Below are 22,223 nucleotides of genomic sequence, written 5' to 3'. Positions count from 1 at the left end.
CGACTGCGGGTCAGTGCTCGGTCGGGGTGCCGGCGGACCCGTCCGCGAGGGTGAGGTGGGCCGCCATCTCCTCGTGGGTGGGGGCCGGCGGCAGGGTGCGGGTGCGTTCCGGGCGCAGCCCGTCGAGGAAGACGCCGAGGTGTCGTGCGGCCAGCGCGGCGGCCTGCTCGGGCGGGAGGTGGGGCAGGGGGCGGCAGATCAGGGCGGCGGTGGCGATCAGGTCGACGACGGTGACGTCGGGGCGGAGGGCCCGGCGGGCACGCCCTTCGGCGAGGATCTCCTCCAGCGTGGCGGCGATCTCCCGTTGCAGTTCGCGGGCCTGGGGATCGTTCGTCCTGGGGCCCCCGATGAGCGGCAGCGAGAGCAGGTCGCGGTTGTCGATCAGGCCCTGAAGAAAGGTCTCCACGGCCGTGAGCGGATCGGTCCGGGCCGTGTCGGCCGCCGTGCGGGCGGTGTCGAGCGCGAGGGTGAATCCGTCCAGGGCGACCTGGGCTATCAGGGCGTCGCGGTCGGGGAAGCGCCGGTAGAGGGTGGCGATGTTCACGCCGGCCCGGCGCGCGATCTCGTCCAGGGGGACAGAGGTGCCCGACTCGCGGAAGGCGGTGCGCGCCGCGGCCAGGATCTGGGCGCGGTTGCGCGCGGCGTCGGCGCGCAGCCGCGGGGTCCCGCCTCGCCCTGGAGTGCTGCCGGTCACCGTGGTCCACCTCTGCTGTCGTCTGCCGTCCTGCCCTGCGTGCGTGCCGAGCGTACGACAACCAGGATAAGTGAAGGATTTCCTGCGGTTAGTGTTAGCCTCGTCGTGTCGGCCTGAGGGGCACGACGGCTGGAACCAGAGCCTTTGCCGCTCCTGTGCTCGCGCGCCGGTGGCGGCAGGAAGGAACGAAGACCCATGGCATCAGTGGGCAGCAGCCGCTTCGCGGGCAAGGTCGCGGTGGTGACCGGAGGCAGTCGGGGGATCGGCGCCGCGGTCGCCGTGCGGCTGGCGGCGGAGGGGGCGGCGGTCGCCATCGGCTACCGCGGCAACCAGCAGGCTGCGGACGAGGTGGTGGCCGCGCTCGCGGCCGACGGCGGCAGGGCGCTCGCCATGCGCGCGGACGTCGCCGACCCCGAGCAGACCAAGGCCCTGATCGAGCGGGCGGTGTCCGAGTTCGGGCAGCTGGACGTGCTGGCCTCGTGCGCCGGCATCGAGCACTTCGACGCCCTGGAGAACATCACCCCGGCCGACTTCGACCGCGTCTTCACCGTGAACACCCGCGGCCAGCTGTTCGCCGTCCAGCACGCCGCCGCCCACATGCGCGAGGGCGGGCGGATCGTGCTCACCTCCTCGGTGAGCGCCTCCCGCGCGGTGTTCGGCCACACCCTGTACGCCTCGTCCAAGGCGGCCGTGGAATCCATGGTCCTCAACCTGTCCGCGGAGCTGGGCCGGCGCGGCATCACCATCAACGCCATCGCCCCCGGCGGCACCGCCACCGACATGGCCGCGGAACACGCCGCCGGCTACCAGCACCCCCAGCTCAGGGAGTCGATGCCGCTCTCCCGATGGCTGTCCGTCCACGGCGCACTCGGGCGCCTGGCCCAGCCCGAGGAGATCGCCGCGGGCTACGCCTTCCTCGCCTCCGACGACGCGGCCTACATGACCGGCCGCACGCTGCCCATGGACGGCGGCTTCTTCTAGGCGGCTCCCTCCAGAAACAGACCCCCGTGCCGAGCCGGCCCGGCGCTCGCGCCTGCCAGGGCCGACTCGGCGCGGGTACTTCACAAGCAAGTCCCCACGGCCGAAGCCCAGTTGGCGCCGACCACAGTCCCCCACCGCACGCCGCGCGTCAGCGGCGGAAAGACCCATGCACCACACCACGCCCCCGTCCCCGCACCCCTACCCCGAGGCCGCCGAGCCGACTCCGTCCGACCCGTCACCCGACCGGCCGGCGTCGCCGTCCGTGGACGAGCCGACCGTCCCCCACCCGCGGGCCGCGGAGCGACACGGCCGCCACGCACTGCTCGACACCGAGCCCGGTATCGCCGCTCCCGTGCTCGCCGCGGGCGCCGGACTGCTCAAGGCCATGCTCGTCCCGGTGGTGACGGCGCTGGCGATCGGGACCGCGTTCGTCGCCGTGTACCTGGCGGCCTTCCACGCACCCACGGCCCACCACCAGCCGCTGGGCATCGCCGCCTCCGACCAGCAGGCCGCCCGCGCCGAACTCGCCCTGAACGACAGCGCGCCCGACGCCTACACCTTCCACCGTTACCCCAGTGCCGCCGCAGCCCGCGACGCCGTCGCGCACGACCGGGTGCCCGCCGCCCTGGTCGCCGAGGGCAACAGCACGGTGCTCCTCGCGGCGGGCGCCCAGGGCCCGTCCACCGTCGGAAGCCTGCAGGCCGCCGCCACCGCGGCGGCCGGCCATCCGGTAGCGGTCCAGGACGTGGTACCGCTGGCCTCCGGCGACAGCCGCGGACTGTCGGTGTTCTACGCCTCCTTCGGCGTGGTGCTGGCCGGCTTCCTGTTCTCGGTGGCCTCCTACCAGATCGCCCCGCGCCTGCCGCTGGCCGCCCGGGTGGCCTCCACCGTGGTCTTCGCGACCGCGAGCGGCACGATGGTCGCGCTCATCGGCCACCAGGCCCTGCACGCCCTGCCGGCCGCTTTCACCACTGTGGCCGTGATCGCGGGCCTGTTGGCGATGGCCACCGCCACCGCGGCCGGAGTGCTGCTGCGGCTCTTCGGCCCCCTCGGCATGCCGGTGGCGTCGGTGGTGCTGCTGATCCTCGGCAACGCCACCTCCGGCGGCATCCTGCCGACCTCCTTCCTGCCGCCGTGGCTGGCCCCACTGGCGCAGGTCATGCCCCCGGCCGCCGCCGTACGCGCCCTGCGCGGCGCCGGTTACTACCACTCCGCGCACCTGACCGACGGCCTCGTCCTGCTCGCCGCCTGGATCCTCGGCTGCCTGGCCGTCCAGTACGTCCTCGACCTGCGCGCCGCCCGGAAGGCGGCGGCCGGAAGGAGCGTCGGCGGGGCCCTGCGGGTCTGACAACTCTGCGCGCGATCCCGATCGAATGATACAAATTGATCAGACAGTGATTCGTGCGCGCGGCACGCAGACCTAGCCAGGGGAGACCATGACCGGCACGGCAGAGGAACGGCGGGCCACGATCGTGGAGGTGGTCCGAGAGCTGGGCACGGTCCGGGTCGTGGAGCTCGCCGAACGGCTCGGCCTGGCGGCCGTCACGGTGCGCCGGGACGTCGCGGCACTGGCCGACGCGGGGGAACTGCACCGTTCGCACGGGTCGGTCTCGATGCCCTCCGGGGCCGCCGTGCCGGAGGGGCGTGATCGCGTCGTCGGCATGCTGGTCCCCACCGTGGGCTCGTACTTCGACGAGATCATCGAGGGTGCCCGCGCCGCCGCCACGGCCGTCGGGGCCCGCCTGGTGCTCGGCATCGCCCCGTACGAGGCCGGGGAGGACCGGGCGCAGGTGGACCAGCTCCTGGAGTCCGGCGTGGACGGCCTGCTGGTCACCCCCAACTGGCTGTCCGAGGGCCCCACCGGGCGCAGTGCCTGGATCTGCGAACTCCCGCTGCCCACCGTCCTGGTGGAGCGCCGAGCCCCCGCCGACAGCCCCTGCGCGGACCTGGACTCGGTCGGCTCCGACCATCACCACGGCGTCATGCTGGCGCTGCGCCACTTGGCCGGGCTCGGGCACCGTTCGGTGCTGCTGGCCGCCCGCATGGACAGCTGGACGGCGCACCAGGTGCGGGCCGGCTACGCGGAGGCCGTGCGGCTGCTCGGTCTGGAAGCGCGGCCCGTGATCGACATCGAGCATCCGGGCCGCGACACGGAGGCCGTCGCCGCCCGGATCGCCGAGGGCGTGGCGGACGGCGTGCGCGCGGTGCTCGTGCACAACGACCAGGAGGCCATCCAGCTGGTGCCGGTGCTGCGTGCCCGCGGGCTGCGGGTGGGCGAGGAGGTGGCGCTGATCTCGTACGACGACGTGTTCGCCGCCCTGGCCGCCCCGCCGCTGACCGCGGTCGCCCCGCCGAAGCGCGCGGTCGGCGCGGCGGCGCTGGAGCTCCTGCTGCGCCGGCTCGGCAGCGGTGGTGAACTCCCGGTCCACCACCTGCAGTTGCTGCCGGAGCTGAAGGTCCGCACGTCCTGCGGCAAGGCGGTCTGAGACGGCCTGAGGTGGTCTGAGGCGGCGGTCCGGGGGATCGTCAGCGGAGTCGGGCGAGGTGGCGGGCGCCCGGCCCGAGCAGGGGCGCCAGCGGGGCGGCGTCCGGGAACCACGGGGCCTCGTACTCCCAGGACACCCAGCAGTCGGCCGGCAGCAGGCGCAGGCACTCGGCGATCGGCAGCACGCCCGCGCCGAGCGGCAGCGGGCTCAGGTCCTGCGGCCCGGCGATGTCCTTGACCTGCACGTAGCCGAGGTGCGGGGCGAGCGCGGCGAAGGTCTCCGCGGGTTGCTCGCCGGCCAGGTGGGTGTGCATCAGGTCCCAGAGCGCGCCGACGGCCGGGTGGTCGACCAGCCGGAGCAGACGGGCCGCGTCCCGTCCGCCGCGGTGCGAGTCGTGCGTCTCCAGCAGGATGCGGACGCCGAGCCGCTGGGCCGTGTCGGCGGCCGCGGCGAGGCGTCGGGCCGCGCGGTGGTCGGCCTCCTCGGCAGGGCCGTCCCCGCCCCGCGGGAAGACGCGCAGATGGCGGGCGCCCAGGTCGGCGGCCAGCCGGAGCTGCTCACGCAGCGCGCGGACCGGTGGCTCGTCGGCGCCCGGGGCGGCGATGCCGAGGTATCCGGCGAGGGCGAGCGGGGTGACGCCGAAGGCCGCGAGGGCCTCGCGGGCGTGGCGCCGTTCGACAGGAGGCATGGCGGGGTGCACGGGTTCGCCGGGAGCGCAGCGCAGTTCGAGGCCCTGCCAGCCGTGTGCGGCGGCGAGCCGCAGGGCCGTGGTGAGGGGCAGGCCGGGCAGGCCCAGGGTGGAGAAGGCGAGTCGCACGGAGGTCAGCGCTTCCGGAGGACGGTGACGAGGGGCGTGGTGGCGGGGGTGAGGAGGACGTGGTGCTCGGTGCCGTCCGGCCAGCGCACGCGGATCCGGGACTTCTCCGTCTCCACCGTGACGGCCTGGATCGGCGGGGCGGCCTGGCCGGCGAGCCCGGCCGCGCTGACGAACAGCGCCGTCCCGCCCGTGGTGCGGCCGGTCAGGACGGGGACGGCGCCCACGCTGCCGAAGGCCGTGCCGTGCGGCAGCCGGTGCGAGCACGCGGACGTGTAACCCTCGACGCCCTCCAGTGCCGAGGTCAGCCGGGTGCCGTTCGCACGGGTGGTGGTCACCCAGCCGAGCAACCCGTCCTCCCCGTACCGCGCCGTGCTGCCCGCCACCGCCCAGCCGCTGTGCCGAACCTCCGTACCCGGGAGGGCGCCGGTGACGAGGTGGACATGGACTTCCTGTTTTTAACGGGTTCCGTTGGCCCCACCCTTACGAGTTCCGTTGGCCCCACTTCTGCGCTGAACAGGTGAGGGCGCGAGGAAGGGGTGGAGAGTTCCGGGTTCGTTTGGCCCCACTCCCTCGATCGGGTGAGGTTTCACCGCTGACCGCCCGTTGGAGTGGTGGCGTCGGTGGGGAGCATCGTTCGGCCGGTAGCGTGTGATGAGCCCCGCCCGGATCGCGCCCCCGACAGGATGCGTTCGGGCGGGCGTTGTGTGTCTGGGGAGCTGCCAGTGCCGGCTGCGAGGATTCTGGGCATGAGTGACCCACTCCGCCGCATTGATGACGCTCTTTGAAATTCCCCGCCCCCACGCTCTGATGCTGGCCAGGGCCCTTCGCCGCCACCAGGTGCGGCCGCACGGCCGACCATCGCGGGCCGCGGTCCCGACCTGTCGCCGCTGAGGAGGGTCCCGTGCCCTCACCCCTCACCCACGGCGCGGACAGCTCGACCTGATCCGCGGCCTTAACCGGCTTGGCAGCGCCCCCAACTACGTTCGGCGCCAGGCCGGTTAACAACACCCGCGATCCCCCGGCGCGGAGGGGTACCCAACGCTTTCCAGGCGCCTACGATGCCGGACACCCAATGGGAAACCGTGAATGAGGTGCCATGCGAGCACGACCGGCCTTGGTATTGATCCACAGCCCCCTCGTGGGGGCATTGACTTGGCAACCTGTCGCGAGAGCATTGCGCGCTCGCGGGCACGCGACGATCGTGCCCTCGCTGGCGAAGGCGTTCGGGGACGCGGGACCGCACTATCCGAGACTCGCCGCGGCCGTCGCAAAAGAAATCGACCGGCACCAAGACGGGGGACCAATTGTGCTGGTCGCTCACAGCGGCGCCGGCGCTCTGATGCCCGCAGTGGCCAGCGCGACAACGGCAGAGGTCGTCGGCACGATCTTCGCCGATGCCCTCCTGCCCCACCCCGGCCGAAACTGGTTCGACACCGTCCCACAGGACCTGCGCGAGCACTTGCGCGGACTCACTCGGGACGGGCGCCTGCCGCCCTGGAACGAGTGGTTCCCGGCGGGCACCATCGAGCAGCTCCTGCCCGACCCACAGATGCGCGGACGCTTCTGCGACGAGCTGCCCCGCCTGCCCCTCACCTACTTCGAGGAGCCCGCTCCCGACCATCCGAGCCCAGCTCCCTTCGGCAGTGCCTACCTACAGCTCAGCGATGGCTACCAGGACGAAGCTCTCCAAGCCGAGCGGGAAGGCTGGCGCATCACCCGTCGATCCGCTCACCATCTAGCGATGCTCACCGAACCGGAAGACATCAGCAGGGCATTGGAGGAACTGACACCCAGTTAATTCCACGAACGGTATGCCCTGATCGCCCAGGTCTGAGCTGTGCCGGGTGGGCGCCCGTGCGATGGCGCCCACCCGCGATGCGGTGTGCCGGACGGTCAGGCCAAGGCGTCGGCTTGATGCTCCAGCGAACAGATGATCCAGTCGATTGCGGTGTCGAAGCCGTAGTGTTCGTTGACCGCCTGGTCGACGTGCTCGTCGGCCGAGGTGAAGAAGTCGGCCAGGCCGCGGAGGAACCCGGCGAGTTCGGCCGGGTCGTCCGGGCCCGTGCCGGTCATGCGGCGGCGGCCTTTCGCTTGGCGGTGGTGCTGGCGAGCCGGTAGGACTCGGTGCCGGTCTCGATGATGTGGGCCTCGAAGGTGAGCCGGTCGACGATGGCCTGGCACAGCCGCTTGTCGGTGAACGTCTCGTCCCACTCGACGAACGGCCTGTTCGAGGCGATCGCGATCGCGTGGCGTTCCTCGCGCTCGGTGAAAATCTGGAACAGCAGTTCGGCTCCGTGTCGGTCCAGCTTGACGTAGCCGAGCTCATCAAGACACAAAAGGTCGACGCGGCCGTACTTCTTGATCGTGCGGCCGAGCTGCTTGTCGTCGGCGGCCTCGGCGAGCTCGTTGACCAGGTTCGCGGCGGTCGTGTAGCGGACCCGGCCGCCGGCCTCGGCGATCGCGGTGCCGATCCCGATCAGCAGGTGTGACTTGCCGGTGCCGGAGTCGCCGATCAGGCAAAGCGGCTGGCCGGCCTGGACCCAGCCCATCGTGGTGAGGGTGTTCACGACCGCCGGTGAGACGTTCGGGTTCTTCTCGAACTTGAAGTCCTCGATCCGCTTGGAGCGCGGGAAGCCCGCCTCCTTGACCCGTCGGGCCTTGCGCCGCTCGTCGCGGTCCTCGCACTCGCTCTCCAGCAGCTCGGCCAGGAAGTCCGCGTAGGAGGAGTGCTCTCGCAGAGCCTGGCCGGCGAACTCCTCCCAGCGTCCGCGGATGGTGGTCAGCCCCAGCATTCGGCACGCGGAGTCGATGGCGACCGCCGGGTCGGCCTGCCGCTGTCCGGGCAGGCCGGAGGAAGCCCAGGACCCTCGCGAGGCGGGGGCCTGGGTGGTGCTCTGCGTCATGCTGAGCCTTTCGAGGTGAGGGAAAGCAGCTGGCCGTAGGCGGCCAGCGACGGCGCCGGACGGGTGTCCGGCGGCAGATCGGGACGCTTGGCGGGCAGGGAGATCACCCGTGCCGTCACGATGTCCTCCCCATCCCCGGGTTCGACCGGGGCGGGCGGCGCGATGACGACCGGCGGCGGACCACCGGCCGCCGCGAGAGCCTTGCGGGCCTCGATCGCCACCAGATCCGGGGCGGTCGACCCGGCGTCCAGCACCGCGCTCATGCCCGCGATGACGGCCTCGGCGGGAAGGCGGCGGTGCAGCAGCAGGACCTCGATCAGCGCCCGGGTGCCGGCCTGCGAGCCGTGGGCCTCGCGGGCGGCGGCCCAGAACGCGTCGTGGACCGCGGTGAAGGAGCCGTCCGCGCGGGCCTGGGCCAGGCCTGTGGAGCTTTCCAGCGCGCCGGGCTTGGCCCGCAGGATCTCCAGGTAGTGGTCCAGCAGGTCCCGGTAGCCCCAGCGGCCGGCCAGACGCGGGTGGCGAGCCACGACCTTGTGCCGGTCGAAGACGATCACTTCGTCCGCCCGCAGCGACACCCTCACGTGGCGGCCGATGAACCGTGCAGGCACCGAGTACTGGTTCTGGCGGATCGTCACCCGCGAGGTCTTGGAGACCTTCGGGTGCGAAGTGAGCCCGATGTCGAACTCGTCCAGCGGCAGAGGCCGCAGCAGCGGCTGTTCCTCACGGAAGTCGAAGCCGACCGACGTCGGGCGGTTGTCGATGTGCCGGGCATCCTCGGTGGCCTCGATTCTCTCGATCCGCTCGTTCAGGTCCGCCAGATCGTCGACCTCCGGGACCGGGACCAGGTGGTTTCGCCGGAACCTGCCGCCCTCGTGCTCGACCCCGCCTTTCTCGTGGGCGCCGTCCTTGTGTTCCTGTTCCAGTTCACCGCGATCTGGAACAACTTCTTCCTGCCGCTGGTGATGCTCTCCGACAGCAGGCTCTTCCCGGTCAGCCTCGGTCTGTACTCCTGGAACACCCAGACCCGCGCCTTCCCGGACACCTACCCGCTGGTCGTCACCGGCTCGCTGCTCGCCGTCGTCCCGCTGGTCGTGGCGTTCGTCGCCCTGCAGCGGCACTGGAAGGCCGGCCTCACCGCGGGAAGTGTCAAGTGACCGTTCCGACCGTCCACGTCGATGACTCCCCGGAGATCCGCGTGCCCCACCCCCCGACCGCCCCCGACCACGGGCCGACGTCCCGCGCCGGTGCCCGGCCCCGCCCGCGCGCCGTCCTCGCGATGCAGTCCGGGCTCGTGGAGCGGCTGTTCGACCGCCGGACGCTGACCCGGCTCACCCAGCTCGCCGAGCTCGACCCCGGGCTCGTCCTCGACGACTTCACCACCTCCGAGGCCCGCGCCGCCCTGGGCGACGCCGAGGTGATCGTCAGCAGCTGGGGCTGCCCGCCCCTCGACCGCGCCGTGCTCGACGCCGCGCCCCGGCTGCGCGCCGTCATCCACGCCGCCGGGTCGGTCAAGCACCACATCACGGACGCCTGCTGGGAACGCGGCATCCAGGTCGCCTCCGCGGCCTGGGCCAACGCCCTGCCGGTCGCCGAGTACACCGTGGCCGCCGTGCTGTTCGCCAACAAGCAGGTGCTGCGCAGCAGCGCCGACTACCGCGAACTCCGCGCCGGGTACGACATCCTGGCCGCGTACGGCACCGCCGGGAACTACCGCCGAACGGTCGGCATCGTCGGCGCCTCCCAGATCGGCCGCCGGGTCCTCGAACTGCTCCGCCCGTACGACCTGGACCTGCTGCTGCACGATCCCTACCTGGATCCGGACGAGGCCGGCGCGCTCGGCGCCCGGCTGGTCCCGCTCGACGAACTGTGCGCGCTGAGTGACGTGGTGAGCGTCCACGCGCCCCAACTCCCGGAGACGCGAGGGCTCATCAGTCGTCACCGGCTCGCCATGATGAAGGACGGGACCACGCTGGTCAACACCTCGCGCGGCGCCCTGATCGACCAGGACGCGCTGACCGGCGAACTGGTCGCCGGGCGCCTGAGCGCGGTGCTCGACGTCACCGACCCGGACGTTCCGCCCGAGGACTCGCCGCTGTACGAGCTGCCCAACGTCCTGCTCACCCCGCACGTCGCCGGGTCGCTCGGCACCGAGCTGCACCGGATGGCCGCGGCGGCCGCCGACGAGCTCGCCCGCTACGCCGTCGGCCTGCCCTTCGCGCACCCGGTGCTGCCGCGGGATCTGCCCCGATCCGCCTGATGTTCCGTCAATTCCCTTTCGTGTCAACGACCTTGTGAAAGAGGAGTGCCATCCATGTCCCGCAGGGTAATCGGCGTCGTGATGAACGGCGTCACCGGTCGCATGGGCTACCGGCAGCATCTGGTCCGCTCGATCCTGGCCATCCGTGAGCAGGGTGGCCTGGCTCTCGGCGACGGTCAGGTGCTGTGGCCCGAGCCGATCCTGGTCGGCCGCAGCGCCCACAAGCTGAAGGAACTCGCCGACCGGCACGGGCTGGAGCACTGGACCACCTCGCTGGACGAGGCGCTCGCCCACCCGCTCGCCGAGGTCTACTTCGACGCCCAGCTCACCAAGGTGCGCGAGGCGGCCATCCGCCGGGCCGTCGCGGCCGGCAAGCACATCTACACCGAGAAGCCGACCGCTGAATCCCTCGACGCAGCGCTGGAGTTGGCCCTCCTCGCGCGGGAGGCCGGGGTGTGCAACGGCGCGGTGCAGGACAAGCTCTTCCTGCCCGGACTGCTCAAGCTCAAGCGGCTGGTCGACGGCGGCTTCTTCGGCCGGATCCTCTCCGTGCGGGGCGAGTTCGGCTACTGGGTGTTCGAGGGCGACTGGCAGTCGGCGCAGCGCCCGTCCTGGAACTACCGGGCCGAGGACGGCGGCGGCATGATCCTCGACATGTTCCCGCACTGGCGCTACGTGCTGGACAACGTCATCGCCCCGGTCCGTTCGGTCTACGCGCACACCGCCACCCACATCCCCTCGCGGGTGGACGAGCAGGGCGACACGTACCGGGCGACCGCCGACGACGCCGCGTACGGCATCTTCGAGCTGGAGGGCGGCATCACCGCTCAGATCAACTCCTCCTGGGCCGTGCGGGTCGACCGCGACGAGCTGGTGGAGTTCCAGGTCGACGGCACCGAGGGCAGCGCCGTGGCGGGCCTGCGCAACTGCCGCTTCCAGCACCGCGCGGCCACCCCCAAGCCGGTGTGGAACCCGGACCTGCCGGCGACCGAGCCGTTCCGCGCGCAGTGGCAGCAGGTGCCGGACAACGGCGAGTTCGACAACGGCTTCAAGATCCAGTGGGAACTGTTCCTGCGGCACGTCGTCACCGGCTCGGAGTACCAGTGGGACCTGCTGGCGGGCGCCAAGGGCGTCCAGCTCGCCGAACTCGGCCTGCGCTCCGCCGCCGAGGGCCGCCGCCTGGACGTGCCGGAACTGGAGATCTGACCGCCATGCCCCCACTCAACCCGCTCGACCCGCTCAACCCGCTCGGCGCCGAGGGCATCCGCGTGCGCGAGCCCGCCCCGCCGCCACTCCGCCTTCCGGCGCCCACCGGCCGGGTGGCCTTCGCCGCCGCCCACGTGGTCGCCGACCCGTACGGGGAGAACACCCCCGGTGCCCCGGCCGCCGTCGACTGGGACACCACCCTCGCCTTCCGACACCACCTGTGGGGCCTCGGCCTCGGCGTCGCGGACGCCATGGACACCGCTCAGCGCGGCATGGGCCTGGACTGGGCCGCCACGCGCGAGCTGATCACCCGCTCCGGCGCCGAGGCCCGGTGCGTCGGCGGACGACTGGCCTGCGGCGTCGGCACGGACCAGCTTCCCGCCGGCGACGCCGCATTGACGGACATCCTGGCCGCCTACGAGCAGCAGCTGGACGTCGTGGAGGCCGCCGGAGCGCAGCCCGTCCTGATGGCCAGCCGCGCGCTCGCCGCCGCGGCCGCCGGACCGGAGGACTACCTGCGCGTCTACGGCCGGTTGATCGGTCAGGCCCGTCAGCCCGTCATCCTGCACTGGCTGGGGGAGATGTTCGACCCGGCGCTGGCCGGCTACTGGGGCTCCCGGGACCTCGACGAGGCGACCGGGACCGTCCTCACGCTGATCCGGGAGCACGCCACCCGGATCGACGGCATCAAGGTCTCGCTGCTCGACGCCGACCGCGAGATCCTCCTGCGCCGCGCACTGCCCGAGGGCGTACGCCTCTACACCGGTGACGACTTCAACTACCCGGAGCTGATCCGCGGCGACGAACTGGGCCACAGTCACGCTCTGTTGGGAATCTTCGACCCGATCGCCGCCACGGCCGCCGCCGCTCTGAAGGCCCTGGACGCCGGGGACCCGGAGCGCTACGACGCCCTGCTCGCGCCCACCCTGCCGCTGGCCCGGCACCTGTTCGCCGCGCCTACCTACCACTACAAGACGGGCGTGGTCTTCCTCGCGTGGCTGGCCGGTCACCAGAGCCACTTCACCATGGTGGCGGGAGCCCAGAGCGGCCGTTCGGTGCCGCACCTGGTCGAGCTGTTCGAGCTCGCCGACGCGGCCGGCGTGCTGCCGGACCCGGAGCTGGCCGCCCACCGGATGCGGCAGTACCTCGCGGTGGCGGGAGTCGGGCAGGCGTGAACGAGCGAAGCGAGCAAACCAAGAGCCGTAGTCGGCTGTCGCTGAACCAGATCACCACGAGGAACTGGAGCCTCGCCGAGGCCGTGGACGGCTGCGTGCGCGCGGGCATCCCGGCGATCGGCCTGTGGCGGGACAAGGTCGCCGAGACCGGTGTCGCCGAGGCCGCCAAGCTGGTCCGTGACGCGGGACTGGCGGTGAGCACCCTGTGTCGGGGCGGGTTCCTGACCGGCCCCGGCCCCGAGGGCCGCCGCGCCGCCCTCGCCGAGAACCTCCGCGCCCTGGAGGAGGCCGCCGAACTGGGCACCGACACCCTCGTCATGGTCGTCGGCGGCCTGCCCGAGGGCAGCCGCGACCTGGTCGGCGCGCGCGCCCGGGTCGCCGAACTGCTCGGTGAACTCGCGCCGCACGCGGGCGACTTCGGCGTCCGGATGGCGATCGAGCCGCTGCACCCGATGTTCTGCGCGGACCGGGCCGTGGTCTCCACCCTCGGGCAGGCCCTCGACCTCGCCGAGCAGTTCCCGGTCGAGCAGGTCGGCGTGGTGGTGGACAGCTACCACGTCTGGTGGGACCCGCAGTTGGCCCGGCAGATCGCCCGCGCGGGGGAGCGGATCGCCTCCTACCAGGTCTGCGACTGGACCCTGCCGCTGCCGGCCGACCCGCTGCTCGGGCGCGGCCACGTCGGCGACGGCCACATCGACTTCCGGGCCATGACCGAGCTGGTCTCCGACGCCGGGTACACCGGCTGGATCGAGGTCGAGATCTTCAACCAGCAGATCTGGGACACCCCGGGCGAGCGGACCCTGCGGACGATGGTCGAGCGCCATCGCACCGAAGTGGCGGGCCGGTGAGAATCGTCCTCGCACCCGACTCCTTCAAGGGCACGGTGGCGGCCACCGAGGCGGCCCGGGCACTGGCGGAGGGCCGGCGCTCCGTCAGACCGGACGACCAGCCGCTGATCCGTCCCATGGCCGACGGCGGCGAGGGACCCTCGCCGCCGTCGCGGCGGCCCACCCGGGAACCACCCAGGCCGCCCTGCGTACGGTCTGATGGGGTGTCACTGGAGGGGCGAACGGGACGGCAGTGGCCACTTGCGCGGAGCACGGGCGGGTGGCCTCGTGATGTCGGTCACCCTCGGCGCCGCCGCCCGTCGAGCCGCCCTGAAGCAGAAGGAAATGTCCGATGACGGCGTCATGAATTGATCTACGAATCGCCCCTTGGGTCGGGAGGAGCGGTGCCGACCGGGTGGTGCGCACGATAGATTCCCAACCGTCGGCGCTCGGAGCCCTGTTGTGGGCGTACGTCCGCACGTGCCCCATCACCCCTGCTCCTGCTGTCGCCCGCCTCGTCAGGCTGGGCGAACGCGGTGCCTCCAGAGGTCTCGGGTAAGCGCTTTCCAGTAGAGAGGGAATCCCACGTGACCACCCGCCCGAACCGTCGCCCGAAAGTGCTGCGCGCGGTCCGCAGCTGATCACCTGGGGCTGCAGGGCCGGCCCCAACCAGCGCTGACACCCGCCCTCCTGACAGGGCGCACGCCCCGCCCCTACCATGCACACATCAGGCCTGTTGTCGGACCGCGCCCTCGGCGGTCCGGCGACAGGCCCGCGCGTGCGCGCACCCACCCTCACCACCACGTCCGGGAATGACCATGAGAAGACCTGTGATCCGCGCCCTGGCGGCGGCAACAGCCCTGTTCGCGTTCGCCATGGCAACCGTCGGGGGTACCGCGACGGCATCGGCCGACACCACGGCCACCTCCGCCGCGCCCACTGTCCTGACCGGCGCCCAGCTGGCGTCCTCCTGGGACGGCCCGCTCAGCACCCGGGGCCGGTACATCGTCGACGCCTCCGGCAACCGCTTCAAGCTGAAGGCGGGCAACTGGGCGGGAGCGCAGGGGACATGGGAGGGCAGCGGCTCGACCACCGACCCGGCGAACAACCAGGCCGGGCAGGTCTCGTACAACCTCCCGCTCGGGCTGGACCGCGCGCCGATGGGTGAAATCCTCCACGGGTTCCACCAGTTGGGGATCAACAGCATCCGGCTGCCGTTCGCGAACGCGCTGATCCACGACACCTCGACGGTGCCGGACGTGGCGGTGGCGGCCAATCCGCAGCTCAAGGGCAAGACCCCGCTGCAGGTCTACGACGCCGTGGTGGCGGCGCTCACCGCCGACGGCTTCGCGGTGATCCTCAACAACCACACCACCAGCTACCGGTTCTGCTGCGGCCTGGACGGCAACGAGCGCTGGAACAGTGGTCAGAGCACCCAGCAGTGGGAGGACGACTGGGTCTTCATGGCCAACCGGTACAAGGCCGACAAGCGTGTCGTCGGTGCCGACCTGCGCAACGAGGTCCGCCGCGACACCTGGGACGACCCCAACTGGGGCATGGGCGACAGCCATGACGAGAACGCCGCCTTCGAGGAGGCCGGCAACCGGATCCTCCAGGCCGACCCCGACATGCTGATCATCATGGAGGGCATCAACTGGTACGGCATCCCGTCCGCCCTCTTCTCCCACGGCCGCCCGATGCTCACACCGGTCGCCACGCTCTCCAACACCCTGATCAACTCCGGCAAGCTGGTCTACGCCGCCCACTTCTACGCCTACACGGGACCGGCCAACACGGGTGCCGGCAGCGGCCCGGGCGCGACCAGCGACCCGCGCTACGAGGACTTCACGCCGGACCAGCTGGCCTCGGTGGTCAACCAGGAGGCGCTGTTCGTCACACAGGCCGGCCAGCACTTCACGGCGCCGGTGTGGGTCAGCGAGTTCGGCGCGGGCGGGCGCGGCTCGACCGACGCCAAGGAGCAGGCCTGGTTCCGCAACTTCACCGACATCCTGGTCGCCAACGACACCGACTTCGCCGTCTGGCCGCTGGTCGGCTGGCAGAACGGCGGTGTGCCGCAGGACAGTTGGGCCCTGGTCTCGTACGACGCGAACGGCGGACAGCTGTCGTTGGAGGACCAGGGCGACTGGCGGGCCGCCGACTGGAACAAGCTGGTGAACGCGCCCTCGCACACCGGGCAGGTCGCGAAGTCCGCACACTGGAACCAGCTCGACCTGGACCACGGCGACTACGACGTGTCGGCCCGCATGACGGCGCTGCCCGACTGGAGCGGCGGCAACCGCAAGGGCAACTGCCCCGACGGTGAGCGCCTGATCGGCCTCGGCCGCAGCGACAGCCGGGGCCTGTGCACCGATGCCGGCGAGCCGGCGACGGGCGCCGGGGACTGGGTGACCGTCACCGACGAGCGGTACGTGACCGAGGGTGACTGGGCGTCCGGCTACAACAAGCTGCAGTGCCCGGACAACACCTTCGCCGTCGGATACGCCGTGCACAGCAACGCCATGTCCGCCCTGCTGTGCGCCCCGTCCACCGCGAAGCCGCCGCTGACCGGCCGCAACGTCTGGTTCGACCACGCCGACAACCGCCCTTCGGCCTCCACCGGCTCCGACTCCGCGGCGAGCGACTGGGCGCCGGGCCACTACAAGGGCCAGTGCGCCTCCAACGAGTACGTGGCGGGCGTCGCGTACACCTGGAAGTGGCTCCACTACGGCGTCCCGGACGCCCTGCTCTGCCGCCCGCTCGGCTGAGCGCGCGATCCTGACGGGCAGCCCGGCCGATTCGGCGGTCGGGCTGCCCCCTCCACGGTCGATCGTTCGACTCCGAAGCGGACATGGGAAGTTCACGACGCGGCCGGGATGTCTTCGCCCGCTGCGGGAACCTAGGTAAACGCTTTCCTGACACCGTGTTGGCTACACAACACCGCGCTCCCTCCTCCGACCCGGAAGGACCCCACGTGGCCAAACGCAAGCTCGTGCTGCCTGCCGTCGCGACGACCGCCCTGCTCGTGTTCTCCGGCTGCGCGCTGAACGTCGCGGCGGCGGCGCCCGCCGCCGCCGACACCGCGCCGGCGCCGTCCCAGGCCGCACCGACCGCCGCGCCCACCGCCCCGGCGACCCTGGCGCCCCCGGCCACCGGCACCCAGGCCGCCACCGTCGCGACCCCGGCCCAGGCGGGCACATCCACCGCGCCCGCCACACCCGCCGCACCCGCCCTCGCGCTGTCCTCCTACGACCCGGGCACCGGCAACGCCGTACTCAAGCCCGCCGCGAACTCCACGTCGACGTCCGGCACTTCGACCCCCGCCGTGCAGCCCGGCCAGCTGATCGACAGCCCGCCCACGCCGGCCGCCCCGCAGGGCGCGCTGGTCGCCGTCACCGGTGTCCAGCAGTCCTCCGACGGGACGGTGGCCGTCAGCACCCGCCCGGCCGCCCTCCCTGAGCTGCTCGGCGGCACCACCGCCAGCCTGCAGGCCCCGCTCGACCCCGCCGCCCTCCACGTCCAGCCGCAGGTCAAGGACCTCCAGGTGTCCGTCAACACGACCGCGACCGGCGGTCAGGGCTCCGTCAGCGGGGGCCTGGGGCTGAGCGCCGACGCCACCGTTCCGCTGTCCAACGGCTCCTCGGCGCACCTGTCCGGATCGGTCGAGATCGACCCGACGGTGAGCTTCTCCTACCAGGGCGGCGTGCTCACCCCCCAGCAGGCCCGGATCGGTTTCGACCTCGGCGCGCACGCCGACTGGCATGTCAGCGGCGCCGACCTCGCCGCCGGCGCCTCGGTCAAGATCCCGCTCGCCAAGCTCAGTTCCAGCCCCGTGGTGATGGTCGGCCCGCTGCCGGTCGTGATCAACCTGGACTTCACGCTCTCGCTGGACATCGCCGCCGACGGCACCATCACGGTCGACGCCGAGCAGAGCTACGACGGCCACTGGGGCGTCCACTCCGACTACACCAACGGCCTGGGCTGGACCACCGCCACCGACCCGGGGACGTCCACCGTCTCCCCGCTGAAGCTCAACCTCAGTGGCGCCGCCTCCGTGAAGACCGGCCTGCTGGCCGAGGGTTCGATCGCCCTGTACGACGCGGTCGGCGTCAAGGCCTCCATCGAGCCCTACCTGCGGACCGCCGTGAACGGCTCCGTCGTCCTCGACGGCGGCGCGGCGCCCAGCGTCAACGGCACGGTGAGCCTCTACGGCGGACTCGACATCAACGGGGCGCTGATGGCCCGCCTCGCCATTCTCGGCACGCCGATCCTGGAGAAGGACCTGCCGTTCCTCGCCTACCATCAGGAATGGCCGATCACCTCGCAGAACCTCGGCCAGGCCCCGGCGCCCGACGTGACCTGGGCCTCGCTCAACTCCAGCATGGGCGACGACAACCGCTCCGCCTACCTGAAGGCCCGGCCGGACTGGGACCCGTCCGCCCGCAAGGCCTCCTGCCCGGACGGATCGCGTCTGGCCGGTCTCAGCTTCGGCGGCGACCGCGGCCTGTGCACCACCCTCACCCGGACGGACCTGTGGGACTCCGGCCACGCCTTCACGGTGGTCCACGACGAGACCAACGTGACCACCGACTGGGCGCGCGGCTACACCAAGGCGCAGTGCCCCGCCGGCTTCGCCGTGACCGGGTACAGCCGCAACGGCAGGACCATCGGCGCGCTGTGCGCCAAGGCCGGTGCGCCGCTCGGCACGGCGAGCCGCACGGTGTGGTTCAACAACGGCGACACCCGGCCGGCCGCCGCCGGCGGCGGTGACTTCGCGTACGGCTTCTACAAGGGCCAGTGCGCGGACGACGAGTTCATCGCCGGGGTGGCCTACAGCCAGCCGTGGTACGAGCTCTGGGCCTCGCGCCCGTACGCGCTGCTCTGCCAGAAGCTCGCCTGACCCGGCGTCACCCGCGCGAGTCCGGCCCGGCTCCCCGCGCGGGGAGCCGGGCCGGACTGCGTCGTTCACCCGGTGGCGACCCTTCGGGAAAGCGCTTGCCCTCCTCCCGCCGACAACCGTGACCCGGGTGCCGGCCACAGCCAGGTCTTCACCGGTTCAGCCGCGGGCCGGCCTGGTGCTGGAACGCACGGCCAGGTCCACGTCCAGCTCGACGATGCGCCGGGCCCCGCGGTGATCGGGCTCGTCCAGGATCAGCTCCATCGCCCGCGCGCCGATCCGCTCCAGCGGAAGCCGCACCGTGGTGAGCGCCGGGTGGAGGTCGACGGTGAAGGGCAGGCCGCCGAAGCCGACGACGGAGACCTCGGCGGGGACGGCCCTGCCGAGATCCTCCTGCAGTGCGGCGAGCGCACCCGCCGCCATGCCGTCGTTGAGCGCCAGGACCGCGGTCAGGTCGGGTCGGGCCGCGAACAGCTCGCGGGTGGCCACCCGCCCGCCGTCCCGGGTGAAGTCCGCCTCGACCACGCGGTCGGGCGGCAGCGTCGCGCCCCGTGCGGTCAGCGCGCGGCGGACACCGTCCAGGCGGTGCTGGACGGTGACCAGTTCCCCCGGCCCGGCGATCACCCCGATCCGTCGGTGCCCCAGCTCCCAGAGGTGGGCGACGGCCAGCTCGGCTGCGCGCCGGTTGTCGACGGTGACCAGGTCGGTGTCCGCACCGTGCTCCCCGATGCAGACCACCCGGCCGCCGTCCTCGACGAACCCGGCGAGCCTCTCACCCAGCCGCGCCACGAACGCCGGGTCGGTGAAGCCGCTCCCGGCGAGCAGCACACCACTGGCCCGTTGGTTGCGGACCCGGAGCAGGTACTCCAGTTCGAGCTGCGGATCGCGGAACGTCGCGGCCAGAATCACCATCAGGTCGCCCTCGCGGGCGACTCGCATCACCCCGGCGGCGATCTCGCCGAAGTACGGGTCGGTGATGTCGTGCACGATCAGCCCGACCACCGAGCTGCGGGAGCGGGCCAGCGCCTGGGCGGGCGCGTTGGACACGTAGCCCAGCTCCGCCGCGGCCGCCAGCACCCGGCGCCGCAGTTCCTCGCCGACCGCTCGGCCGGTGGCGCCGTGCAGGGCCCGGGAGGCCGTGGCGATCGAGACGCCCGCGTGCTGCGCCACCTGCTGGAGCGTGACGGCCCCGCCGGGGCGTTCTGCGGTGCTGCGTGCCCTCGGACTCCTCGCCATGGCGGTAAGGTACCCGACCGGAACCGCAGGCCGGACGGGGTCGGCAGCGGCCGGCGCCGGGGTGTGCCAGGCCGTTCCGCCGTCGGCCGGTCGGGGTGCGGGGCACCCGCCGCCCGCCGTTCGGCGACCTCGGCCGTCGCATACGTGTACGCCCTTCGGTCACCCCCGTTCCCTCGCCCGAGGACCGCCCGCAGTCGACGAATCCGTTGCCGATTCAGTGGCGATGAAGAACCGAATGATTCGAGTGCGCTCCGAACGGCGAAGGGGATCGGCTCCCTGTCGTTCGCGCTGGAGCGCCCGGGAGGATCGGCTGGACCGCTCCCGGCGATTCGGGCCGTACGGGGCCGGGCAGAGCAATTCTTCGCCGAGGCGGCGCGCCGGTCAACGGCCTTCGACCGGATGAATCGGCCATGAATCGGCGCTGTGCGGAAAGCTCCGATCGTCGGGAGCGGAATCGGGGAAACATATGGCAATTCATGGACCGGCAGGCTGTTGACTGCGGGCGAGGCCCTGCCTACCGTTCTGCACGTCCGGATTCGTCTTCGGATCCGCCGCCAATTCACCGGATATGACGGCGGATTCCGGCCCCGGCTGACTCGGGCCCTCCATTTCCGGCTCGTCGCCGCGGCCGCACCGGTCGGTGTGCGGTGGCGCCCGGATCCCGAGTCTCCTCCCCCCACACTGAAGGCAGAGGCGATCGTGAGAAGAAGAGCGCTTTCGCTGTTGACGGTCGGTGCGACCGTCGCGGCGTCGGGAACGATCTGGGCGGCCGCGGCCGGCCCCGCGTCGGCGGTGTCCGCCGACGGCAACATCGCCGATCACACGCTGGCCGGTGCCCCGACGATGGTCATCCGCCCCGGCTCGTGGCGGCAGACCAACGACGCGCTCGTGCGCCAGGACACCGATGCCGCCGTCGCCAACGGCCTGGCCGCCAAGGGCTGGAGCATCGTCGCGGTCGACGACGACTGGATGATCCAGGCGAACGGCAAGGACTGGGACGGCACCCAGGTGGTCCCGGCCGGCCAGAACGGGCGGGACCTGGACGGCAACCTGATCGCCTCGCCGAGCAAGTACCCGCAGGGCATCCAGGCGACGATCGACTACGTCCACTCCAAGGGCCTGAAGTTCGGCATCTACGAGGACGGCGGCACGCTCACCTGCGACGGCGGCTCGGGCAGTTGGGGCCACTTCACCCAGGACATGGACTACTTCGCGTCGCTGGGCGTGGACTACGTCAAGATGGACTACTGCTACCCGTACCAGAAGACTTCGACGTCCGGTCTGCACCTGACGACGCAGCACGACGCGGACCAGGCGGTCACCGCGTACGAGGACGCGGCGAACGCGATCGCGGCGGCGAACGACGCCTACGGGACGAAGATGGTGCTGAACGACTCGGCGCCGGCCTACTTCAACTGGGACGACGCCGGCACCGGCAGCTCGGTGTTCCAGCAGGTGATGGCGGGGGCGGGGCTGTCGGCGCAGGAGTGGCGGATGGCCGCGGACAGCGGCGGCGGCAACTGGGCGTCGATGCTGACCGTAGCCGCGCAGGGCGTCGCCTCGGCGCGCTTCGCCCGGGCCGGGCACTTCAACGACCTCGACCAGCTGACGATCGGTCAGTCCTCGATGACCGAGGCGCAGCAGCGGGCCGAGTTCAGCCTGTGGTCGGTGCTGGCCGCGCCGTTGAACATCAAGGTGACCGGTACCGCCGGCTTCACGCCGCAGGTGGTCGCCGACGCGGGCAACGCCGACGTCATCGCCGTCGACCAGGACCGGCTCGGCGTACAGGGCAGGCTCGTCTCCACCGACGCGAACGCGGACGTCTACTCCAAGCCGCTGGCCGACGGCGACTACGCGGTGCTGCTGCTGAACAAGTCCACGTCCACGCAGACCGTCGGCACCACCGCCGCGGCGATCGGCAGTTCGTCGACCGACTTCACCCTCACCGACCTGTGGTCCAAGAGCGTCACCTCCGGTTCCGGGGCCGTCTCGGCGACCCTGCCTGCCACCAGCGCCGCCCTGTACCGGTTGCACCCGAACCGGTCAGGCCACTTCACCACGTGGCGCACCGCGCTGAACGCCACGGTCGTCAGTGACGACGACGCGGCATCCGCGGGCTGCTTCGACCGGGTCTGCGACAGCTTCTCCTCCGATGCCCTGGCCGACGGCGGGGCGACGGCCGGCGGCCAGGTGACCGTGAACGGGCAGAGCTTCGACTGGCCGAACAACGGCTCCGGCCGCTTCGACAGCATCACGGCCCAGGGCCAGACGATCGACTACTACGGCAGTGGCAGCACGCTCGGCTTCCTGGGAGCCTCCAGTGGCGGTGACGTCTCCGGCACCATCACGCTGCACTACAGCGACGGAACGAGCAGCACGGCCGGCTTCGGCTTCCCGAACTGGGTCACCGGCAACCCGACGGCGTTCGGCGACAGCACCGCCGTCACCGCGACCCACCGGGACACCCCGACCGGGCCCGACCAGTTCGGCACCGACTACGTGGTCTCCTACGCTCCGGTGGCGATCACGGCCGGCAAGAGCCTGGTCTCGATCACCCTGCCGAACCTTCCGGCGCTGCACGTCTTCTCGATCACCAAGTCCTGACGGACCGTGACCGGAAGCGGCATGCCGTGACCGGACGCGTCGGGCAGCGGCGTCTGCCGCAGTGGTGAGGCGAGGGGCGCCCACGGGGGCACGACCCGCGGCGCACCACCGCGTTGGTCCGCGAATACCCCGGCAGGTTGGCC

Annotated in this window: 19 protein-coding genes and 1 pseudogene; 13 read left to right on the top strand and 7 right to left on the bottom strand. The window is 72.0% G+C overall.

Features of this window, described 5'->3' with window-relative positions; genetic code table 11:
- Positions 1–10: 10 nt before the first annotated feature.
- Positions 11–694: a TetR/AcrR family transcriptional regulator gene (locus ACFVWU_RS38375; RefSeq protein WP_387629771.1), complete on the bottom strand. Its 684-nt coding sequence runs from the start codon at positions 692–694 to the stop codon at positions 11–13.
- A gap of 195 nt (positions 695–889) precedes the next feature.
- Between ACFVWU_RS38375 and ACFVWU_RS38370 the strand changes: the two genes are divergently transcribed.
- The 3 genes from ACFVWU_RS38370 (at position 890) to ACFVWU_RS38360 (ending at position 4,161) form a co-directional block, all read left to right on the top strand.
- Positions 890–1,675, top strand: a complete 786-nt coding sequence (locus tag ACFVWU_RS38370; RefSeq protein ID WP_387629770.1) for an SDR family NAD(P)-dependent oxidoreductase — start codon at positions 890–892, stop codon at positions 1,673–1,675.
- Between the two features lie 166 nt (positions 1,676–1,841).
- Positions 1,842–3,023 (top strand): ABC transporter permease, encoded by a 1,182-nt coding sequence (locus tag ACFVWU_RS38365; RefSeq protein WP_387629767.1) that lies wholly within the window; start codon positions 1,842–1,844, stop codon positions 3,021–3,023.
- Between the two features lie 88 nt (positions 3,024–3,111).
- Complete coding sequence (locus ACFVWU_RS38360; RefSeq protein ID WP_387629764.1) at positions 3,112–4,161, top strand: substrate-binding domain-containing protein; 1,050 nt, start codon at positions 3,112–3,114, stop codon at positions 4,159–4,161.
- A 40-nt stretch (positions 4,162–4,201) separates the two neighbouring features.
- Here the strand turns inward: ACFVWU_RS38360 and ACFVWU_RS38355 are convergent, their stop codons facing one another.
- Positions 4,202–4,978: a sugar phosphate isomerase/epimerase family protein gene (locus tag ACFVWU_RS38355; RefSeq protein ID WP_387629761.1), complete on the bottom strand. Its 777-nt coding sequence runs from the start codon at positions 4,976–4,978 to the stop codon at positions 4,202–4,204.
- A 5-nt stretch (positions 4,979–4,983) separates the two neighbouring features.
- Positions 4,984–5,313, bottom strand: coding sequence for a hypothetical protein (locus tag ACFVWU_RS38350; RefSeq protein WP_387629758.1), 330 nt, complete (start codon positions 5,311–5,313; stop codon positions 4,984–4,986).
- Between the two features lie 761 nt (positions 5,314–6,074).
- On the opposite strand from ACFVWU_RS38350, the gene ACFVWU_RS38345 reads away from it, so the two are divergent.
- Entirely contained in the window at positions 6,075–6,776 is a 702-nt protein-coding gene (locus tag ACFVWU_RS38345; RefSeq protein WP_387629755.1) for an alpha/beta fold hydrolase, read from the top strand.
- 95 nt (positions 6,777–6,871) lie between these two features.
- Here ACFVWU_RS38345 and ACFVWU_RS38340 read toward each other — a convergent pair whose 3' ends face one another.
- Genes ACFVWU_RS38340 through ACFVWU_RS38330 form a run of 3 tightly spaced genes read right to left on the bottom strand, consistent with a single transcriptional unit; the run spans position 6,872 to position 8,558 of the window.
- Positions 6,872–7,051 (bottom strand): hypothetical protein, encoded by a 180-nt coding sequence (locus ACFVWU_RS38340; RefSeq protein ID WP_387629753.1) that lies wholly within the window; start codon positions 7,049–7,051, stop codon positions 6,872–6,874.
- A complete protein-coding gene (gene istB / locus ACFVWU_RS38335) occupies positions 7,048–7,881 on the bottom strand; it encodes an IS21-like element helper ATPase IstB (RefSeq protein ID WP_387629750.1) in 834 nt (277 codons plus the stop codon). The genes ACFVWU_RS38340 and istB overlap by 4 nt, the downstream gene beginning before the upstream one ends.
- Positions 7,878–8,558: a hypothetical protein gene (locus tag ACFVWU_RS38330; protein ID WP_387629776.1), complete on the bottom strand. Its 681-nt coding sequence runs from the start codon at positions 8,556–8,558 to the stop codon at positions 7,878–7,880. Before ACFVWU_RS38330 ends, istB begins: the two co-directional genes overlap by 4 nt.
- A gap of 219 nt (positions 8,559–8,777) precedes the next feature.
- Between ACFVWU_RS38330 and ACFVWU_RS38325 the strand changes: the two are divergent.
- The 8 genes and pseudogenes from ACFVWU_RS38325 to ACFVWU_RS38290 form a co-directional block, all read left to right on the top strand.
- A pseudogene (locus tag ACFVWU_RS38325) lies at positions 8,778–9,035 on the top strand (carbohydrate ABC transporter permease); the annotation flags it as partial.
- Between the two features lie 122 nt (positions 9,036–9,157).
- A complete protein-coding gene (locus ACFVWU_RS38320) occupies positions 9,158–10,138 on the top strand; it encodes a hydroxyacid dehydrogenase (protein ID WP_387629774.1) in 981 nt (326 codons plus the stop codon).
- 54 nt (positions 10,139–10,192) lie between these two features.
- The gene (locus ACFVWU_RS38315) at positions 10,193–11,344 is read left to right on the top strand and encodes a Gfo/Idh/MocA family protein (RefSeq protein ID WP_387629747.1); all 1,152 of its coding nucleotides are present in this window, start codon (positions 10,193–10,195) and stop codon (positions 11,342–11,344) included.
- A gap of 5 nt (positions 11,345–11,349) precedes the next feature.
- A complete protein-coding gene (locus ACFVWU_RS38310) occupies positions 11,350–12,519 on the top strand; it encodes a dihydrodipicolinate synthase family protein (protein WP_387629745.1) in 1,170 nt (389 codons plus the stop codon).
- Positions 12,516–13,367 carry a sugar phosphate isomerase/epimerase family protein gene (locus tag ACFVWU_RS38305; RefSeq protein WP_387629742.1) on the top strand — a complete coding sequence of 284 codons (852 nt, stop codon included), beginning with the start codon at positions 12,516–12,518 and terminating at the stop codon, positions 13,365–13,367. Before ACFVWU_RS38310 ends, ACFVWU_RS38305 begins: the two co-directional genes overlap by 4 nt.
- Positions 13,364–13,702: a glycerate kinase gene (locus ACFVWU_RS38300; RefSeq protein ID WP_387629740.1), complete on the top strand. Its 339-nt coding sequence runs from the start codon at positions 13,364–13,366 to the stop codon at positions 13,700–13,702. Before ACFVWU_RS38305 ends, ACFVWU_RS38300 begins: the two co-directional genes overlap by 4 nt.
- A gap of 462 nt (positions 13,703–14,164) precedes the next feature.
- Positions 14,165–16,111 carry a glycoside hydrolase family 5 protein gene (locus ACFVWU_RS38295; protein WP_387629737.1) on the top strand — a complete coding sequence of 649 codons (1,947 nt, stop codon included), beginning with the start codon at positions 14,165–14,167 and terminating at the stop codon, positions 16,109–16,111.
- Between the two features lie 206 nt (positions 16,112–16,317).
- Entirely contained in the window at positions 16,318–18,243 is a 1,926-nt protein-coding gene (locus tag ACFVWU_RS38290) for a hypothetical protein (RefSeq protein ID WP_387629734.1), read from the top strand.
- A 156-nt stretch (positions 18,244–18,399) separates the two neighbouring features.
- Here the strand turns inward: ACFVWU_RS38290 and ACFVWU_RS38285 are convergent, their stop codons facing one another.
- A complete protein-coding gene (locus tag ACFVWU_RS38285; protein WP_387629732.1) occupies positions 18,400–19,476 on the bottom strand; it encodes a LacI family DNA-binding transcriptional regulator in 1,077 nt (358 codons plus the stop codon).
- 723 nt (positions 19,477–20,199) lie between these two features.
- Between ACFVWU_RS38285 and ACFVWU_RS38280 the strand changes: the two genes are divergently transcribed.
- Positions 20,200–22,080, top strand: a complete 1,881-nt coding sequence (locus ACFVWU_RS38280) for a glycoside hydrolase family 27 protein (RefSeq protein ID WP_387629730.1) — start codon at positions 20,200–20,202, stop codon at positions 22,078–22,080.
- The last annotated feature ends 143 nt before the right edge of the window (positions 22,081–22,223 follow it).

The sequence above is a fragment of the Kitasatospora sp. NPDC058190 genome (assembly GCF_042883685.1).
Lineage (GTDB): Bacteria > Actinomycetota > Actinomycetes > Streptomycetales > Streptomycetaceae > Kitasatospora.
This window is presented reverse-complemented; position numbering and strand designations above follow the sequence as displayed.

Bases quoted from the DNA above. Each gene is read 5' to 3' on its own strand.
- ACFVWU_RS38370 (WP_387629770.1), top strand. From the start codon at position 890: ATGGCATCAGTGGGCAGCAGCCGCTTCGCGGGCAAGGTCGCGGTGGTG.
- ACFVWU_RS38365 (WP_387629767.1), top strand. From the start codon at position 1,842: ATGCACCACACCACGCCCCCGTCCCCGCACCCCTACCCCGAGGCCGCC.
- ACFVWU_RS38360 (WP_387629764.1), top strand. From the start codon at position 3,112: ATGACCGGCACGGCAGAGGAACGGCGGGCCACGATCGTGGAGGTGGTC.
- ACFVWU_RS38345 (WP_387629755.1), top strand. From the start codon at position 6,075: ATGCGAGCACGACCGGCCTTGGTATTGATCCACAGCCCCCTCGTGGGG.
- ACFVWU_RS38340 (WP_387629753.1), bottom strand. From the start codon at position 7,051: ATGACCGGCACGGGCCCGGACGACCCGGCCGAACTCGCCGGGTTCCTC.
- istB (WP_387629750.1), bottom strand. From the start codon at position 7,881: ATGACGCAGAGCACCACCCAGGCCCCCGCCTCGCGAGGGTCCTGGGCT.
- ACFVWU_RS38320 (WP_387629774.1), top strand. From the start codon at position 9,158: ATGCAGTCCGGGCTCGTGGAGCGGCTGTTCGACCGCCGGACGCTGACC.
- ACFVWU_RS38315 (WP_387629747.1), top strand. From the start codon at position 10,193: ATGTCCCGCAGGGTAATCGGCGTCGTGATGAACGGCGTCACCGGTCGC.
- ACFVWU_RS38310 (WP_387629745.1), top strand. From the start codon at position 11,350: ATGCCCCCACTCAACCCGCTCGACCCGCTCAACCCGCTCGGCGCCGAG.
- ACFVWU_RS38295 (WP_387629737.1), top strand. From the start codon at position 14,165: ATGAGAAGACCTGTGATCCGCGCCCTGGCGGCGGCAACAGCCCTGTTC.
- ACFVWU_RS38285 (WP_387629732.1), bottom strand. From the start codon at position 19,476: ATGGCGAGGAGTCCGAGGGCACGCAGCACCGCAGAACGCCCCGGCGGG.